Source organism: Ruegeria sp. C6 (assembly GCF_056537625.1).
Genome location: NZ_JBQFRW010000001.1, coordinates 475,191 through 492,374, shown reverse-complemented (window position 1 = coordinate 492,374; position 17,184 = coordinate 475,191). Strand labels below are relative to the sequence as shown.

The window sequence follows — 17,184 nt, the reverse complement described above, 5'->3', positions numbered from 1 at the left end:
ATTTCCAACCCGAGCTTATCCATGATTATGCCGAAGCCCAATTCTTGCCGTTCAACCAAGATTCCAATGTAGGATCGCTAGGAGGGCGCTAGCTAGCCTCACCACACGGATATCTCGACAAGCCAGGACCCCAATTATGAGTAAACTCACCATTGTCCGGATGAACCGCTACCCGATCAAAGGTTTGAGCCCGGAACCACTAAGCACCATAAACCTGCGAGCGGGTGAAGGCATTCCTGGTGACCGCCTATTCGGCTTTGCCCGCTACAACTCCGGTTTCGACCCTCGATATCCAAAACCATTGAGAAAAGACCGCTTTGTTGTGCTTTTGAACGAAGCAAGACTGGCTGGACTGCAAACCAAATTCGACGCTCAAACTCAATTGCTGGAAATTGAGCACGGAAGGAAAACTCTCCACTTCGATATGAGTGAGCCAAACGGGCAATTGGACGCGGCGAGTTTCCTCAATACCACACTCGAATTAAGAGACCCCGAACCGCCGGTGTTTGTCTCTTCCCATCCGCATCGATTCACAGACGTTTCGGTCGTGTCGCCAAAAATGATGAACGCAATTTCCGTTCTCAACCTAGCGTCTGTTGATGCACTTAGTAGAGAGCTCAATGTGGAAATACACCCGGCAAGGTTTCGTGCGAATATTGAATTGGACGGACCACCTCCATTTTCCGAGTTGGACTCTGTCGGCTCAATCTTGGCCTTTGGCGATGTGAAGCTAAAGATAATTTCGCGAACAAAAAGATGTGCCGCTACCGAAGTTAACCCACAAACAGCCGAACGAGACCTGAAAATCCCGTTCCTCATTCGAAAACACTTGGGCCACATGGATATGGGCGTGTACGCAGAGGTGCAGGAGAAGGGAACCCTAAACGTGGGCCAACATGGAAAGATAACGCAGTAGAACAAATATGAACCAGTCTCAGCTAGGCTCTGGACCCATTGATTTGGATGCAGGTGCTGTCAGACGAATTTTAACCAGTCTCTATTTGACTCAACATCGTGAACCTATCCGGAACAAAGTTGACGCCACTCGTCAAGAGCGGCGGTTCGCGTCAGCTTGAAGGAGTCTCGGCTGGTGAGGGATCTTTCCTGGTTAAAGTGGTTGTATACGGAGGAATGGTCGGAAGCGAATTTCTGTAAACTTCGCATTCGCCTTAAACGTAGGGTCGCGCGTTCGCGTCGTCGAAACGGCAGGTGCGAATTCTCAACACGGTTGTTGAGCCACCTTCCCGTCTGTTGTTTTCGAGCGCGCCCAATTCTCTGAGCGCTGCTTTGTAGGATGCAAAACGGTCGGTCACAATCTCATCGGCACAACCATGGCGCTTCATCATTTCCTGAGGAATTTCAATGCCGCCTGCCTGTTTCGACGTTTGGTAACGATTATTTCCAGCACTTCGCCCTCATGATCGACGGCCCGCCAAAGATAATGTATCTCGCCATTGACCTTCACAAAAACCTCATCCACATGCCACTTCCATTTCGAGAATGCGCGCAGTTGTTGCACCCGCTTACTTCGGATCTCAGAGGCAATCATCGGACCGAACCTGTTCCACCCATATCGGACAGTTTCATGGCTCACGTCGATGCCTCGCTCGCGCAGCAGAACTTCGACATTCCGAAGTGAAGGCGAGAAGCGGATGTACAACATCACCGCAAGGCGGATGATCTCGGGGCTGGTTTTGAAATACTTTTAAGAGGCAGGACTAGTCATGGCCACAAGCTAGGCAACACCCCTGCCCGCTCACCCCAAGTTCTTATGACAAGACCCTTTTGAATGTTCATTGGTTTTCGCGATTCAGGTCTGCTTCCGGGTCGATGTAGCAATGGTTCTTGGCATGCCAAGGGCGTCACTTCACTCCGGCGAAGAGTATTTGTTTCTTGCGGTCTGCATCCCTTTGACACAAAACGAAATCGTTCTCATGCAAAAAGCCCTGAGGGGAGGACGCAAGTAAGAAATGCCCAAAATCATCTCGCCCTGCGACTAGCGCAACCAAAGTTTTCACGCCATTCTGCTGTTTCATTGAAGGCTTTATGAAACGCAACGCCGCACCAATGCGTCTATCGTCTGTGTTATTGGGCCCGGATGCGTGAAAGAGATGCCCGTGATGCATGGATGCCTGCCCCGCACGCAATTCGGCAGCAACTGCATCTTTTTCGTTCACATCGACTGCGATTTCCTGCCCACGTGATAACAGATTGTTTTCGCCGAAAGTGTCCACGTGAGGCACGATACGGCTTTTGTGGCTGCCAGGAATAAACTTCATACACCCGCTTTGCTCAGACGCTTCTGAAATCGCAACCCAACAGGTAACCTCTTCAGCATCATCCAATCCCCAATAGGTCAAGTCTTGGTGCCACGAGACTATCTTCGATGATCGCGCTTCTTTTACGAAAAGTGCACCGCTCCAAACCATGAGGTCCGGCCCTAACACCGTTGAAGCAGCCTCAATCAGCTTCGGATGGCGAAGTAGTGCATCGAATGATGGTATCAGCCTGTCCGGATAAGAATATAGAAGCTTAAGTTTATCTGGGTCGTCTCTGAGAATGCGCTCAGCTTTCTCAAAATCATTGCGCAGCGCTTGGACCTCAAAAGCTGTCAGGATATCCAGCGGAGCTACGAAACCATCTCTTTCATAAGTCTTTGCAATATCACGCGTTCGTCTATCCATTGTCATTATCCGGAAAAGTTAACTGCACCTTCATTGATCGGCTTCGATCGGACGCAACCTCGAAAGCTGTGATGGCCTCGCTAACCTCGAAGGAATGCGTCACCAACTGGTCTACATTTATTAGTCCGCTTCGCATCATCTCGACCGCGACTGAGAACTCGGAATGGAAACGGAAAGACCCGCGAAGTACAATCTCTTTTGCAGTCAACGCCTGCATCGGCACAGTCATATCTCCGCCCAGACCAAGCTGAACCAATGTTCCACCCGGTCGCAAGCATGCGACGCCAGAAGCCAGAGCCGATTGAGCCCCGGAACACTCCAGTTGTACATCAACCTGACCCTTGTCGTTTTCAAACTGCTCCAGTTTTTGCGGATCGGTGTAGGTGTTGATGACATCGTCTGCCCCGCATTCACGCGCCAGAGCGAGGGTCTGGTCCGAGATATCCGTCGCCACTATTCTGGCCGCCCCAGAACGACGCGCCGCCAAGATCGTGAGGCAGCCGATTGGACCGCATCCCGTGATAAGAACCGTTTTACCTAAGAGGCTCCCAGCTTGTTTAATCGCGTGCAAACAGACCGCCAAAGGTTCGGCCATAGCGGCCTGCGCAGGACTCAACCCATCTGCTGGAACGCATTGACTGGCTTTCGCTACGAGTTTGCTTTGAAAAGCGCCTTGGATATGCGGGAACGGCATCGCGCTGCCATAGAACTTCATATCAAGGCAGTGGTTTTGCTGCCCGTTCAGACAATAAAGGCAGGATTGGCAAGGTCGGGATGGAGAAACTGCAACCAGTTGACCTAAATGCAACCCCTGCACACTTGACCCAACTCTCACTATTTCCCCGGCGATTTCGTGTCCAAGCACCATCGGTTGACGCAACTTGATAGCGCCGAAACCACCGTGGTTATAATAATGCAGGTCAGAGCCGCAAATCCCTCCCGCGCGCATGGCAATCAAGACTTCGTCTGGCCCCACGTCGTGCACATCCCGGTTTTCCAACCTCAGATCTTTTGCGGCATGGATAACAACAGCAACACTGGCCGAAGACATTGCACGGACTCCCTATACAGATTGCCAAAAGATACGGATAGTCGGTGCTGACAACCAAGGGATTTTTGCATGACGCTTGAAATGTTTAGCCTAGAGGGAACACGCGCGCTCGTAACAGGCTCTAGCCAAGGCATTGGATTTGCGTTGGCTCGTGGTTTGGCTGCTGCCAGTGCGGAGGTCGTTTTGAACGGTCGCGATGCCACTAAACTAGCGGCAGCAGCATCCGAGCTGAGCGAAACAGGCGCCTCGGTACGCGAACTTTCGTTCGATGCAACCGATCATGAAGGTGTCCGATCTGCTGTGGACGACTTTGAAGAAAAAGTCGGCCCAATAGACATCCTGATAAACAACGCCGGAATGCAACACAGGACGGAGTTACAGGATTTCCCCGCTGATGCCTTCGAGCACCTGCTACAGACAAATGTAGCGTCCGTCTTTCACGTCGGTCAGGCTGTGGCACGGCACATGATTGAAAGAAAGTCTGGTAAGATCATTAACATTGCGTCGGTTCAATCCGCATTAGCAAGACCGGGTATTGCGCCTTACACGGCGACAAAAGGCGCCGTGACCAATCTTACAAAAGGAATGGCAACTGATTGGGCTAAGTATGGTCTAAACTGCAATGCCATTGCGCCTGGATATTTCGATACACCTTTGAACGCCGCCTTGGTTGCCGACCCAGAGTTTAGCTCATGGCTTGAGAAACGCACCCCGGCCGGCCGCTGGGGCAATGTAGAAGAACTTGTAGGCGCCGCCATTTTCCTTGCTTCCCCTGCATCCAGTTTCGTCAATGGTCATACTCTCTATGTCGATGGTGGAATAACGGCGTCACTTTGATCTGCAGCTTCCAATCGCCTGCTAAGTAAGACCGACTTAGATATCTTTCATAGCGCCGACCCCAAGGCAATCACCACAACCACCATTAATGAAGCGGCCATCGCAATATTGATCCTTTGATGCGATCTCTCGCTTAAATCAAGGCTACCCAGCTTTGCGCCAGCACCCAGCCAGATCATGTGCACTGGCACCCAAATCATATTGAATACTACGATTTTTATGACGACCTCCCAAACGGGCGCATCGGGTAAAAAGGCAAACCCTGAAAACAATGCTGTGCCGACCACGTAAGCCTTGGGATTAATGAACTGAAGCGTCAGACCGTTCGCAAAACCAAGCGGCGAAACCGCAGGAGAAAATCCGACCTTTGAGCCGGCGCTGGCAATACGCCAGGCGAGAAATACCAGATACCCGACAGAGGCGAATAGCAACAAAGTTCTAAGCACCGGTACAGCCAAAGCAACCGCAGCGACTCCAGAGACAACTAACATCATGTTGATGAACCCGCCCAGCATCAGACCAGCCACAAAGGCGAGTCCAGCTCGAAAACCAAATGCTGATCCGATACCCGCAGTTGTTAGAACACCCGGGCCCGGCGTAATCAGCAGAAAGAAAACCGCGACAGCAAACTCAAACACTTTTCAGATTGGCCTATTACAGATCTCTGCATTCCGGCACAGCTGTGATCACCGATCCGTCCTTATGGTGTTGCAGCAGATTGTCGACAGTCAGGTCACCCATTGCTGCACGCGTCTCAAAAGTCGCGCTACCAGCGTGAGGGAGCAGAACGACATTGGACAACTCGCGCAATGCTTTTGGAACGCGCGGTTCGTCCTCAAAAACATCAAGCCCTGCCCACCCGAGCTCACCATTTTGCAATGCAGTAATTAAGGCAGTTTCGTCGACAACCGAACCTCGACTAACGTTTATCAGAGTGCCGCCTGCCCCCAACGCGCGCAACACCTCAGCGTTGACCAGCCTATTGGTCGACGGGCCGCCAGGCGTGATGCATATGAGAACGTTCACATGCTCTGCCATTTCAACCAAATTGTCGAAATATCGGTACGGGACATCCTTTTGATTGCGGGTGTGATATGAGATTTCGGGTGCCCACGGCTCCAACTTATTAACAATCGCCTGACCAATGCGACCAAGACCAAGAATGCCTATTTTTTGATTGTCCGCTGATCGCGTCAAAGGGGCATTACCTTCAACTTCCCATCGCCCGGACCGGACGTAATCATCGTCACGTATGAGCTCTCGATAACATGACAGCAACAGCAGAACGGCGGTGGTTGCGACTTCTTTGTTCAACACATTGGGCGTGTGCGTCACAACAATCCCGCGCTCAGCCGCAGCACTTGCGTCGACGGCGTCGTAACCGACTCCATAGACGCTGATCATCTTCAGATTACTGAGTGAAATCATTAGGTCATGCGGAACGCCATCATGCCCGTTCGTTACGATATGCGTAATGCTTTCCGCGTTGAAATCGTCCAATTGTTGAATATTGAACACTGAAGACAGGCGTTCTCTCATCCGTTCAGTGATCCCTCCGATTTGCAACAAGTCAGTCATCTTGGCCGACCTTTTGCCGCTGAACACCAAGCCCATCGATACGAAGCTCCATGACGTCGCCTTTTTTCAGATAAACTGGTTCCGGTTTGATCCCCATTCCAACACCGGGCGGTGTTCCAGTAGAAATGACATCACCGGGATGCAGTGTGAAAAGTTGGCTTAGATGCTCAATGATCTCGGCAACGGAAAAGATCATCGTGGCAGTATTCCCGGTTTGCATGCGCTGACCGTTTACATCCAGCGACATACCAAGACTCTGAGGATCCGGCACCTCATCCCGGGTCACTAGCCACGGGCCGGTAGGGCCAAATGTGTCGCAGGATTTTCCTTTGGTCCATTGACCTGTCAGTTGCGTTTGAAAATGCCTTTCCGACACGTCGTTTACGATGCAATAGCCCGCAACATATTCGAGTGCGTCGGCCTTGGAAACGTATTTGGCCGTCTTACCAATGACGACCCCCAGTTCGCATTCCCAGTCGGTATGTGTAGACCCCCGCGGCATAACAACATCATCATAGGCACCTATGACAGCCGAGTTCGCCTTGAAAAAAAGTATCGGATGCTCGGGAATATCTGCGCCGGTTTCTGCAGCATGGTCCGAGTAGTTCAAACCGATGCAAAGAAATTTACCGATGTCACCGACACACGGCGCGATACGAGGGTCACCCTCTACAATTGGCAGGTTGTTCGGATCCAATGACCGCAGGTTATCAAGCGTTCCGTCATCCAACATATCCCCCGTGATATCATTGATATGAGCGGACAGATCCCGCAATTGACCCTCAGAGTCGACCAGGGCTGGCTTTTCCGAGCCCTTGGCTCCGTAACGAACAAGTTTCATTTCTGTTCCTTTTAGTGGTTATCGCGTGGCATGAAGCCTCGCGCGATATCGCGGTAGTTTTCTGCACCCTTTAGCGTCATACCGCGATCCAACCGATCTACTTTTTCGCGGAATAATTCCTGCCAGGGGGATTGGTTGGGCGGGGTTGAATAACCACCCTTTGCCTCCAGATCGCGGGCGCGTTCATGCAGTTCTTCAAGCGAAACCAGCATATCTGCTGTGCCTTTTCCAAGATCGATGCGCAGTCGGTCGCCATTTCGCACCAAGGCCAACCCACCACCCTCTGCAGCTTCGGGTGAGGCATTCAGGATAGACGGACTTCCTGATGTACCGGATTGCCGTCCATCACCGATGCAAGGAAGGGCTTCGATGCCCTGTTTCAACAAATATGCGGGCGGCCGCATGTTCACGACCTCTGCAGCACCAGGGTATCCTTTTGGTCCCGCTCCGCGCATAATCAGAATACAGTTTGCGTCGATGTTTTCTGCAGGATCATCGATCCGATGGTGAAAGTCCTCAGGCCCATCAAACACAATCGCCCTGCCCTCAAATGCATCAGGATCATCCGGGTTCGACAGGTAGGTCTCTCGAAATGCCTTTGAGATCACAGATGTTTTCATAATCGCACTCTCGAACAGGTTGCCCGAGAGATTGATGAACCCCGCCTGTTTCTTAACCGGGCTACTGACAGGCTTGATTACGTCGCTATACTGAGACCGGCGCGTCGAGCAGTTATCGCCCATCGTCTTACCGTTCACCGTTATCGCATCGGGATGCGGCAGCAATCCAGCATCAAGAAGCTCTCCGACAACGGCGGGTACACCTCCGGCCTGTTGGTAATCTTCGCCCAGATACTCACCCGCAGGCTGCATGTTAACCAACAGTGGAACGTCGTGGCCATGTTTCTGCCAGTCATCGTTGGTCAACGGAACACCAAGATGCCGAGCGATTGCATTCAGGTGGATCGGCGCATTCGTCGATCCACCAATCGCAGAGTTGATAACAATCGCATTCTCAAAAGCCTGACGTGTCATCACATCGCTGGGGCGTAGATCCTCCCAGACCATGTCCACAATGCGTTTACCCGTTTCATAACTGATTTGACCGCGCTCTCTGTACGGGGCTGGTATGGCGGCTGATCCGGGCAATTGCATACCCAAGGCCTCAGCAAGCGAATTCATGGTCGTTGCTGTTCCCATCGTATTGCAATAACCCACCGAAGGTGCTGCGGCGGCTGCGATTTCCATAAACTCATCGGTGTCGATTTCGTCAGCCGCAAGGTCTTCGCGCGCTTTCCAAATAACCGTTCCCGATCCGGCGCGCTCACCTTTCCACCAGCCGTTGAGCATGGGACCGACCGACAGGGCGATCGCTGGGATGTTGACGGTCGCAGCGGCCATAAGAAGCGCGGGCGTGGTCTTGTCGCAACCAATGTTCAGAACAACGCCATCAATCGGATACCCGAATAGACTTTCAACCAAGGACAGATAAGCCAGGTTGCGGTCGAGTGACGCCGTTGGCCGTTTACCTGTCTCTTGTATCGGGTGGACCGGTATTTCAATGCACGTTCCCCCGGCGGCGATGATTCCATCGCGAACACGTTTGGACAATTCGATATGATGCCGATTACAGGGGCTCAAATCACTGCCGGTCTGAGCAATGCCAATGATCGGTTTGCCTGATTGCAGTTCCTCACGGGTCAATCCGTAATTCAGGTATCTTTCCAGATACAATGCAGTCATCTCAAGGTTCTCAGAATTCATGAACCACTTGCGAGATCGCAAATCGTTTTTTGATACTTTTGTCATTGGCCTGACCAACCCCCGTCAATTATGTGCGTGTGTCCTGTGGTGAATGCACTTTCATCGCTCGCCAGATAGACGACCAATGCAGCAATCTCTTCTGCTTTCGCTACACGCCCCATAGGCTGACGCGCCACAAATTGTGCAAGGGCCTCTTCTCTGCTGCCCAATTGCTCTCCCAACGCATCTACGCGGTCACGCCAACTGGGACTGTCGACTGTTCCCGGACAAATGCAATTGCACCGGATTCCTTTTGTTATGAAGTCCACGGCCACCGATTTCGTCAGCCCGACAACAGCGGCTTTTGTCGTTCCATATACAAAACGATTTGGCGCACCGATTATGGAACCCAGCGCGGAAGACATATTGATTATCGAGCCTCCTCCGCGCTCTAGCATTCCCGGCAATACAGCCTTTGTCGTGCGCACCATTGAGCGCACATTAAGGTCCATGGCAAAATCCCACTCTTCATCGGTTGCATCCAGAATAGTTCCGTGATGCACGAACCCTGCGCAGTTGAACAAAACGTCCGGCTTCGCTCGCGCGACCCCATGATGAATGCTGTCATTATTCGTCACATCCATCTCGAAAATTTCGAGATTTTCGAGATTCTGACCGCGAATCAAATTTAGTTTTTTGGGGCTAATATCCGTCGCATGGACTTTTGCACCCTCTCTTGCCATTGCAATTGCGCTTGCAAGTCCGATCCCCTGTGCGGCGGCTGTGACCAGGACGCTTTTTCCCTTAAGTCTTTCTGACATATAAATATTCCGACCTCAAAAGTGGCGACTGGACAAGTGTTACGTCGTCCCACAGATCAACCGAGAAGCAAAGAAACCTTGGCGGATTTGCAACGACTTCTGGCATGTGGGCCCAGAGCCGTTAGCGTATGACAGAGATTTTGGTTTGGCCATAACCATGCGTGGCGCACCTTCGGAAGGACAGTAGATGATGAGCAAGCAGTTCAAAGTGGCTCTGTTGGGAACCGGCCTGATGGGAGCTCCTATGGCGCGGAATATTTTGCGCGCCGAGTTTCCGCTCACTGTATGGAACCGCAGCTTGAAAAAGGCAAAACCGTTGACAGCAGAAGGCGCGACATTGGTGGAAACTGCCCCGCTGGCGGTTTCGGGTGCAGACGTAATAATAACCATGCTCTCGGATGGATACGCGACCGGCGCGCTACTTGCTGACGAGGCTTTCCGCGAGCAACTCAAACCGGGGATGATCTGGATTGATATGTCGAGCGCCAAACCCGAACACGCAAGAGAGCAATCCGCGCAGCTTTCCTCGATGGGGGTGCTGCATCTGGACGCCCCGGTTTCCGGTGGCACCAAAGGCGCCGAAGCTGGCACCCTTGCGATCATGGTCGGTGGCGATCAGGACGTTATGGAGCGCGTGCGACCGGTTCTGACAGCAATGGGCCGGCCTGTACATGTTGGCCCAAGTGGTTCTGGTCAATTGTGCAAATTGGCCAATCAAACAATTGTCGCTGTAACAATATCGGCAGTCGCCGAGGCGACTCTACTGGCTCAGCAAGGTGGTGCGGACCCCACCGCGTTGAGGGCCGCACTGAAGGGGGGCTTTGCGGATAGTATTATCTTGCAACAACATGGCGAACGCATGTCTGATGGAAATTTTACACCCGGGGGTTTGTCTAAGTTTCAACTAAAGGATTTGGACAACACGCTGGAGGAAGCGGGAAGCCTTGGCGTTGAGCTACCTAGCACCCGATCTGTGCGCGACCGTTTCGTATATCTGATAGACGAAATGGATGGGGCCGAACTGGATCATTCAGCTTTGTATCTAGAACTCAAAAAACGGAACGGAATGCTGTGACGCGGATCCTGATTATAGGCGGCGGAGGAATGCTGGGCCAGAAACTGGCCCATCGCGTGTCGACCCAAGAAACTTTTGGAGCGGATGCCCAAGTCTCACTGTTCGATCTCTCGTTCCCGCCCGACAGTGCGGCAGGTAATCAAATTGTGGGGAACTTGACTGCGTCAGGCATAGCTAAGTCTTTTGCTACGCAGCGGCCAGACGTCATTTTTCATCTTGCAGCTATCGTTTCAGGCCAAGCTGAAACAGACTTTGCGTTGGGTTGGGATGTAAACCTTATGGCAACGTGGGCACTGCTGAACGCACTTAAGGATGAACACGAAGCTTCAGAAAGCGAGTACACACCTCGCCTGGTTTTTGCCTCGTCCATAGCAGTTTTCGGGTCACCATTCCCCGAAAAGATAAGCGATGAATTCCTCTCGGCACCTTTGACAAGTTACGGAGCGCAGAAAGCGGCGGCTGAATTGATGATCACGGATTTCAGCAGGAAAGGATATATCGACGGTATTTCCTTGCGCTTGCCCACTTTGTGTGTGCGCCCGGGCAAAGCCAACGCTGCCGCTTCGTCCTTCTTTTCGGGTATAATCCGAGAGCCATTGAATGGGGGTGAGGCTATCTTGCCAGTTGCCGAAACTGTTCGTCACTGGCACGCCAGCCCCCGCGCCGCTGCGACTTTTTTGACCCACGCAGCAACAATGGACACGCAGCTTTTGAATGACAGACGCGCATTGAACATGCCTGGCGTAAGTTGCACCGTCGCCGAACAAATCGAAGCTCTGCGCAAAGTGGCCGGCCAAGAAGCGGTTGGCCTAATCAGGCAAGAACCCGACGAGACAATCGAACGAATAGTCAAGAATTGGCCGCGAGACTTTCAGACAGATCGCGCTCTGGAGTTGGGGTTCGAGGCGGAATCAAGCTTCGACGAAATCATTCGCGTGTATTTGGAAGACGATTTTCGGCTTTAGTCGCCCATCGTCTTTCCAGTTAGGTGGCGTTCCAGATGATCGTGAATTTTCTCTCGTGTTAACTGCTCATCCCCTGACAATGCTGCTTCAAGTATATCGGCATGGTGTCTTATGTTCTGAGAAATGAATTCAAAGTTCCGGTCTGCAACCATCAACTGCTGCCTGAACTGCGCGTAAACTCGGCTATGCATTTGTTTTAAAGTTTCCGAGCCACAGGCAGAAATAAGTGTTTGGTGAAACTCCTTTTCCGAGGCAAACCATATCTCGATAAGGCCGCTCGGGTCGTCTGTGGCGTGAATGCGTTTTTCGATATGGCTGAGTTTGTGATGTGCGGCCGTCAATCTTGCTTCCCAATCCACCCCGCCATTACGGATCGACATTGCGGTGCCTTCGGCCTCCAACAGAACACGGACGTGCGTCAATTCGATAAGCTTCTGCGGCGAACGCATTGGCACGCGGAAACCTTTTTGTTCCTGAAAGTCCACCAAACCAACAGCCGCCAAACGAAAAAGGACTTCACGAACGGCGCTCGCAGAACAGCCATACACTTTACGAAGTTCTTCAGCCCGCACCTTCGCTCCATGCTCGAATCCATTAGAGATCAGGCGCATCTTAAGATCTTGATAAATATCTATTTCGTCGTTCATTCCAGTATGCACCTTCAAGTTTTGTCCAAGTAGCGTCCTAACCTTATTTTCGAATTATCGCAAGAATCTCGAAATTTTTAGAAATTTCAATTTTTTCTTGTTGCATTCGATTCTTCGGCTTAACGTTTACCTGCGCGACAGCAAAGGAGGCGGCAAGATCTTCCACACCGCGCACGCTCAACGTCTGGGAGGACAATATGAAAATAGTCAAGACAGCGGCCCTGGCGGCCGTAGCCACGACAATGGCAGCCGGTTTCGCGATGGCTGAAACAACGAAGCTTAGAATTCAAACCCATTTTTCGCCCGAAACTCTGTCAGGCCAGATGGCTGCAAAATTCGTTGAAGACATTCAGGAAATGTCGAACGGCGAAATCGAAGTTGAAATGTTCTATTCCTCTTCGGTGGTCAAATCAGTTGAAACCTTCGATGCCGCAGCTACCGGAATTCTAGATTGCGACATGACGGGCGGCGGCTATCAGACCGGTAAAAACCCGGCCTTCCAGTTTGCGGGCGACCTGCTCGGCGGATATCAGAACCCATATCAGCAAATGGCTTGGCTTCTTCATGGCGGCGGAAGAGAAGCTGTAAATGATCTATACAACGGCTACGACATGGAATTCATCGGATGGTGGATTCCCGGGCCAGAGTCGTTGTCTTCGACCAAGCCGATTGCAAAAGTGGAAGACTTCAAGGATTGGAAGTTCCGCTCGCCTCCAGGCCTTGCAACCAAGGTGTTCGCGGAACTTGGTGCTTCTCCGATCGTGATGGACTTCAACGAAATCTTCACGGCTTTGGAAACCGGTATCATTGATGGTGCGGATGCTGCGAACCTGACGAACAATGTGGGCCTCGGTCTGTACGAGATCGCAGGCCACACAAACTATCCCGGTTTCCACTCGATGCCTGCAGATCACCTAGCTTGTCGCAAAGACGTCTGGGAAGCGATGCCCGCGCATCACAAGAAGATCATGGAAGTCGCAATGGATAGCCTGGCATTGCACAATGCCACAATCAATGAAGTGCAGAACGCTCAGACTGCAAAAGACCTGAAGGCAAAAGGCGTTCAGTTGTACGAATGGTCGCCTGAAGACCTGGCAGCGTATCGCGCGGCCGTTCAGGTCGGTTGGACGGAGTTCGCAACGACACCTGAAGCACAGGCGCTTTTGGAAAGCCACATCAACTTCCTGCGTGACCTGGGCGCAATGCAGTAATCAGGCTTCGATCGAACTACGACACACGGAAAGGCCGCACTTGCGGCCTCTCCGGATCGGCGCCGGGATCCAGAACTTCATGAAAATCACCAGAATAATAAGTCACGTACTGCAGTACGACATGCCGGAAGTTCTGGGCTACTCGCAACAGTATTATGACAAGCGTACAACCCATCTGGTCGAGATTCAGACAGATGAAGGGGTAACCGGTTGGGGGGAGTGCTTTGGTCCCGGAAACGTAGCCATTGCGAACAAATCCATCGTGGAAAATGTAATCCAACCAATGGTCCTTGGCATGGACCCTTTGGACAAAGACGTGATCTGGCACAAGGTGTACAATCTTTTGCGAGACCATGGCCAAAGTGGAATGCCAATACAGGCTTTGTCCGGGGTGGACATCGCACTTTGGGACATCTCCGGCAAAATCTCTGGCCTCCCCCTCCATAAGCTTGTCGGCGGGGCTCATCGCGCAAGCGTTCCTTGCTACGGCTACGGCATGATGCTCCGGGATGAACCGATTTCTAGTCTTGCAAGCCGTTTTGAGGATGAAGCCGCAAAGATCAAGGCAATGGGATTTACCGCCACCAAAATGAAAACGGGCTTTGGCCCGAAGCCTGATGTGAAACTGTGCGAAGCAGTTCGACGCGGAGTTGGTGACGACTTTCCTTTTATGGTCGATGCAAACCATGCCTATACGACTTCAGACGCCTTCTTTGTCGGTCGGGCGCTGGAAGAACTGGACGCATATTGGTTCGAAGAACCGGTCGCGCCAGAAGACATTGACGGATACCGCGAACTGCGCACTTCGCTTAAAGTAAACATCTCGGGCGGAGAGGCGGTATTCAATCGCTGGGCATGGCGCAATCTTCTTGAAAACCGTGGCATTGATATCGCGCAGCCAGAGGTTTGTGCTTTGGGCGGTGTTTCAGAGTATCTCAGGGTACTGTCTCTATGCCACGCACATTTCACTCCGGTCGTAAATCACGTCTGGGGTAGCGCCATCGCCGTCGCAACTAATCTGCATTTACTAGCGGCCATGCCCGCAACTCCAGGCGGCTTGCATCCATGGGAGCCGATGCTGGAGTTCGACACAACGGACAACAAGTTTCGGGACGATCTGCTGACCGAACCGCTGGAAATTCAAAATCAGGTCAAGGCCAACAACGGCCGTGTCACGATCCCGACTGGCCCCGGATTGGGTGTCGAGCCGGACCGAGACTTTATCGATCACTACAGGATCGAAGGATAGGGACGAGGGTTACGCGATGCACAAGAACTCAGGCGGACTAATTGAATGGCTCATACCGTTGGCCTTCGTCGCAACAGCCAGCTGGCTTGTTTGGCATCTTCCCGCATTCCTATTGGACTGGCTGCCTTACACCTCTGAATCCCTCAAAAGTCAGGTAACTGAAATATATCTTCGCAGCGACGTTACGCCCGAATTGTCTGGCGTATTCGGGGGGTATGTCGACATCATCGACATGGCCGCGCTCGTCCTTCTACCGTTTCTTGCAGTGATTGGTACCAAGACCGTGCGCCCGGCGACGATGGAGTTCGAAGGCTCGACGGTAATGGACCGTTTCGCCCTGTTCATAGGTCGAGTGACGATGATGATGATCGCAATCATGACTGTCGTCATGCTCTACGAAGTCTTCATGCGCTACATACTGGAGAAGCCAACCGAGTGGGCGAACGAAATGACACTCTGGTTCGCCAGCTTTGTGTTTTTAATGTCTGGCTACTACGCCATGCAGCAACGCAGTCACATTCGAATATTCCTGCTGTACGATGCAGTTCCACGTTGGCTTCAGCGCGTTTTTGATACGGTTTCGACTATACTGATCGTGCTATTTGCCTTCTTTCTTGTCTACGGCAGCTACAAACAGGTGTTCGTCAACAAGCTCTACAAATGGGAGCTTTATGGCTCTGCCTTCAATCCGCCGATCCCGGCGACGTTGCAGCCGATGGTGCTGATCGTGATTACGCTCGTCGCAATGCAAGCAATTTTGAACCTGGTCGCGGATTGGAACAAAGAACCGGAAATCCACACAGATGAACCGGACGAAGACGAAATTGAAATGATCAAACGGGCGGTGGGACAAGACTGATGGACATTGGAACAATCTCACTCATCCTGATGGTCGCCCTGATTGTGCTTCTGGCGATCGGGATGCCCTTGGGTCTGGCCTCGGCTTCGCTTGCGGTTCTGGTTCTTGTGCTCAAGTTCGAACCGACACTGCTTTTAAACCCGTTTTCATTCGGCGACGGGATTCTCACCGGTCGGCCAGGGACTGGGCCGCTCTATATCCTGGCGCAGAAGATATACGGGCTCTTAACGGACTACGTGCTCATATCCGTGCCATTGTTTATCTTCATGGCGTCGCTGCTAGAGCGGTCCGGGATCGCGCGCGACATGTATTCGTCACTGAATGTCTGGCTGTCCAGAACACGCGGCGGCATCGCGATCGTGACCTCGATCATGGCGGTGATCATGGCTGCCATGTCCGGCATCATCGGCGGTGAGGTTGTCCTGCTGGGCCTTATCGCCCTGCCCCAGATGCTGCGCCTGGGCTACGATCAGAATCTCGCGATCGGCGTCATCTGCGCCTCTGGGTCGCTGGGCACCATGATCCCTCCTTCGATCGTGCTGATCATCTACGGGCTGATCACCGAAACCTCGATCAAGTCACTGTTCACCGCGTCTTTCATTCCCGGCTTCATGCTGGCCTCGATGATCATCCTGTACATCATCATCCGCACTCGGTTGAATCCTCATCACGCTCCGCTGCCGGAACCGGACCCGAACGGCCCCGAACCAGCCGAGAAACGCAAACTGTTTGGTGCCTTCATGAGCATCGTCGTCGCCGGATTTTCCACCGTTCTGTTTATCCGGGCCGCTTTTTTCGAGCTGTCAGGCTCCAACGCTGCCAGCCAGGGCGAACCAGCGCGATTGGGGACAGCTGACTACCTGCCCTGGTTTGCCGGTATCACGATCGTCGCCCTTCTGCTGATTTTCTTCGTCTTTGGCAGACAGCGCGCAAAAATCGGTTGGGAAATGGGCAAGGGTCTCGTCGCGCCGCTGGTTGTAATCGGCGTCGTGCTCGGCTCGATCTATGGCGGGATCACAGGTATCACTGAGGCTGCAGGCATGGGCGCCTTCGCAGTCCTGATCATCGCCATCCTAAGGGGCGAAGGATCGTTCGAGCTGGTTTGGGACAGCTTGATGCGGACACTAAAATCCACAGGCACCATCATCTGGGTTACGATCGGGGCCGCCGCGCTGGCGGGTGCCTATACCATTGCTGGAGGGCCCCAATACGTGGCCGACCTGATCGTCGGCCAGGAGCTGCCGACCATGTTGGTCATTCTGGTAATGATGCTGATCTTGCTGTTCATGGGCGCATTCATGGATTGGGTCGGCATCGTACTGTTGATCATTCCGGTCTTTCTGCCGATCGTCCTGCGCCTTCCTATCGAGGAAATCGGAGTCTTTGGCCAGTTGGAGCCGAGTCATGTCGCCATCTGGTTCGGCGTCGTGTTCTGTATGAACATGCAGGTCAGCTTCCTCTCGCCCCCTTTCGGCCCGGCCGCGTTCTACCTGAAGTCAGTGGCTCCGCCGCATATCAGCCTGACGGATATCTTCCGCGGCTTCCTGCCATTCATCGGGATCCAGTTGCTGGCGCTTTCCGTTCTTCTGATCTGGCCGGGTATCATCGCGCTGCTGTTGTGAGG

The 17,184-nt window shown here is 52.6% G+C and carries 16 protein-coding genes and 1 pseudogene; 8 read left to right on the top strand and 9 right to left on the bottom strand.

The genetic code is table 11. The features are described 5' to 3' along the window. Window positions 1–136: 136 nt before the first annotated feature. A complete protein-coding gene (locus ACR0MJ_RS02425; RefSeq protein ID WP_480758942.1) occupies window positions 137–916 on the top strand; it encodes an MOSC domain-containing protein in 780 nt (259 codons plus the stop codon). Window positions 917–1,020: 104 nt separating this feature from the next. Here ACR0MJ_RS02425 and ACR0MJ_RS02420 read toward each other — a convergent pair. The 3 genes and pseudogenes from ACR0MJ_RS02420 to ACR0MJ_RS02410 form a co-directional block, all read right to left on the bottom strand. Then, window positions 1,021–1,663: pseudogene (locus ACR0MJ_RS02420) on the bottom strand (IS6 family transposase). A gap of 199 nt (window positions 1,664–1,862) precedes the next feature. Beyond that, window positions 1,863–2,684 (bottom strand): phytanoyl-CoA dioxygenase family protein, encoded by an 822-nt coding sequence (locus ACR0MJ_RS02415; protein WP_480758939.1) that lies wholly within the window; start codon window positions 2,682–2,684, stop codon window positions 1,863–1,865. Further along, on the bottom strand, window positions 2,677–3,735 hold the full coding sequence (locus ACR0MJ_RS02410; protein ID WP_480758933.1) for an L-idonate 5-dehydrogenase: 1,059 nt from the start codon (window positions 3,733–3,735) through the stop codon (window positions 2,677–2,679). The genes ACR0MJ_RS02415 and ACR0MJ_RS02410 overlap by 8 nt, the downstream gene beginning before the upstream one ends. Window positions 3,736–3,804: 69 nt before the next feature. Between ACR0MJ_RS02410 and ACR0MJ_RS02405 the strand changes: the two genes are divergently transcribed. After that, entirely contained in the window at window positions 3,805–4,572 is a 768-nt protein-coding gene (locus ACR0MJ_RS02405; RefSeq protein ID WP_480758929.1) for an SDR family oxidoreductase, read from the top strand. A gap of 47 nt (window positions 4,573–4,619) precedes the next feature. Here ACR0MJ_RS02405 and ACR0MJ_RS02400 read toward each other — a convergent pair whose 3' ends face one another. From ACR0MJ_RS02400 to ACR0MJ_RS02380, 5 genes are read right to left on the bottom strand one after another with little or no spacing between them, the layout of a single operon-like run. Continuing rightward, window positions 4,620–5,210, bottom strand: a complete 591-nt coding sequence (locus tag ACR0MJ_RS02400; RefSeq protein ID WP_170403474.1) for a LysE family transporter — start codon at window positions 5,208–5,210, stop codon at window positions 4,620–4,622. Between the two features lie 16 nt (window positions 5,211–5,226). Further along, a complete protein-coding gene (locus ACR0MJ_RS02395; protein ID WP_480758925.1) occupies window positions 5,227–6,150 on the bottom strand; it encodes a 2-hydroxyacid dehydrogenase in 924 nt (307 codons plus the stop codon). Next, complete coding sequence (locus ACR0MJ_RS02390; RefSeq protein ID WP_170512742.1) at window positions 6,143–6,991, bottom strand: fumarylacetoacetate hydrolase family protein; 849 nt, start codon at window positions 6,989–6,991, stop codon at window positions 6,143–6,145. The genes ACR0MJ_RS02395 and ACR0MJ_RS02390 overlap by 8 nt, the downstream gene beginning before the upstream one ends. 11 nt (window positions 6,992–7,002) lie before the next feature. Continuing rightward, window positions 7,003–8,799, bottom strand: a complete 1,797-nt coding sequence (locus ACR0MJ_RS02385; protein WP_480758918.1) for an IlvD/Edd family dehydratase — start codon at window positions 8,797–8,799, stop codon at window positions 7,003–7,005. Next, the gene (locus ACR0MJ_RS02380; protein ID WP_480758915.1) at window positions 8,796–9,554 is read right to left on the bottom strand and encodes an SDR family oxidoreductase; all 759 of its coding nucleotides are present in this window, start codon (window positions 9,552–9,554) and stop codon (window positions 8,796–8,798) included. The genes ACR0MJ_RS02385 and ACR0MJ_RS02380 overlap by 4 nt, the downstream gene beginning before the upstream one ends. 190 nt (window positions 9,555–9,744) lie before the next feature. On the opposite strand from ACR0MJ_RS02380, the gene ACR0MJ_RS02375 reads away from it, so the two are divergent. After that, the gene (locus tag ACR0MJ_RS02375) at window positions 9,745–10,629 is read left to right on the top strand and encodes an NAD(P)-dependent oxidoreductase (RefSeq protein WP_170512736.1); all 885 of its coding nucleotides are present in this window, start codon (window positions 9,745–9,747) and stop codon (window positions 10,627–10,629) included. Beyond that, window positions 10,626–11,594: a D-erythronate dehydrogenase gene (denD, locus tag ACR0MJ_RS02370; RefSeq protein WP_480758910.1), complete on the top strand. Its 969-nt coding sequence runs from the start codon at window positions 10,626–10,628 to the stop codon at window positions 11,592–11,594. The genes ACR0MJ_RS02375 and denD overlap by 4 nt, the downstream gene beginning before the upstream one ends. Here the strand turns inward: denD and ACR0MJ_RS02365 are convergent. Beyond that, window positions 11,591–12,241: a GntR family transcriptional regulator gene (locus ACR0MJ_RS02365; protein ID WP_170396177.1), complete on the bottom strand. Its 651-nt coding sequence runs from the start codon at window positions 12,239–12,241 to the stop codon at window positions 11,591–11,593. The two genes, denD and ACR0MJ_RS02365, sit on opposite strands and share 4 nt — an antisense overlap. A 197-nt stretch (window positions 12,242–12,438) precedes the next feature. On the opposite strand from ACR0MJ_RS02365, the gene ACR0MJ_RS02360 reads away from it, so the two are divergent. From ACR0MJ_RS02360 to ACR0MJ_RS02345, 4 genes are all read left to right on the top strand, one after another. Further along, window positions 12,439–13,452: a TRAP transporter substrate-binding protein gene (locus ACR0MJ_RS02360; RefSeq protein ID WP_170396175.1), complete on the top strand. Its 1,014-nt coding sequence runs from the start codon at window positions 12,439–12,441 to the stop codon at window positions 13,450–13,452. 79 nt (window positions 13,453–13,531) lie between these two features. Further along, on the top strand, window positions 13,532–14,701 hold the full coding sequence (locus ACR0MJ_RS02355; RefSeq protein WP_480758906.1) for a mandelate racemase/muconate lactonizing enzyme family protein: 1,170 nt from the start codon (window positions 13,532–13,534) through the stop codon (window positions 14,699–14,701). Between the two features lie 16 nt (window positions 14,702–14,717). Then, window positions 14,718–15,560 (top strand): TRAP transporter small permease subunit, encoded by an 843-nt coding sequence (locus ACR0MJ_RS02350; protein ID WP_480503398.1) that lies wholly within the window; start codon window positions 14,718–14,720, stop codon window positions 15,558–15,560. Beyond that, window positions 15,560–17,182 carry a TRAP transporter large permease gene (locus ACR0MJ_RS02345; protein WP_480613085.1) on the top strand — a complete coding sequence of 541 codons (1,623 nt, stop codon included), beginning with the start codon at window positions 15,560–15,562 and terminating at the stop codon, window positions 17,180–17,182. Before ACR0MJ_RS02350 ends, ACR0MJ_RS02345 begins: the two co-directional genes overlap by 1 nt. The last annotated feature ends 2 nt before the right edge of the window (window positions 17,183–17,184 follow it).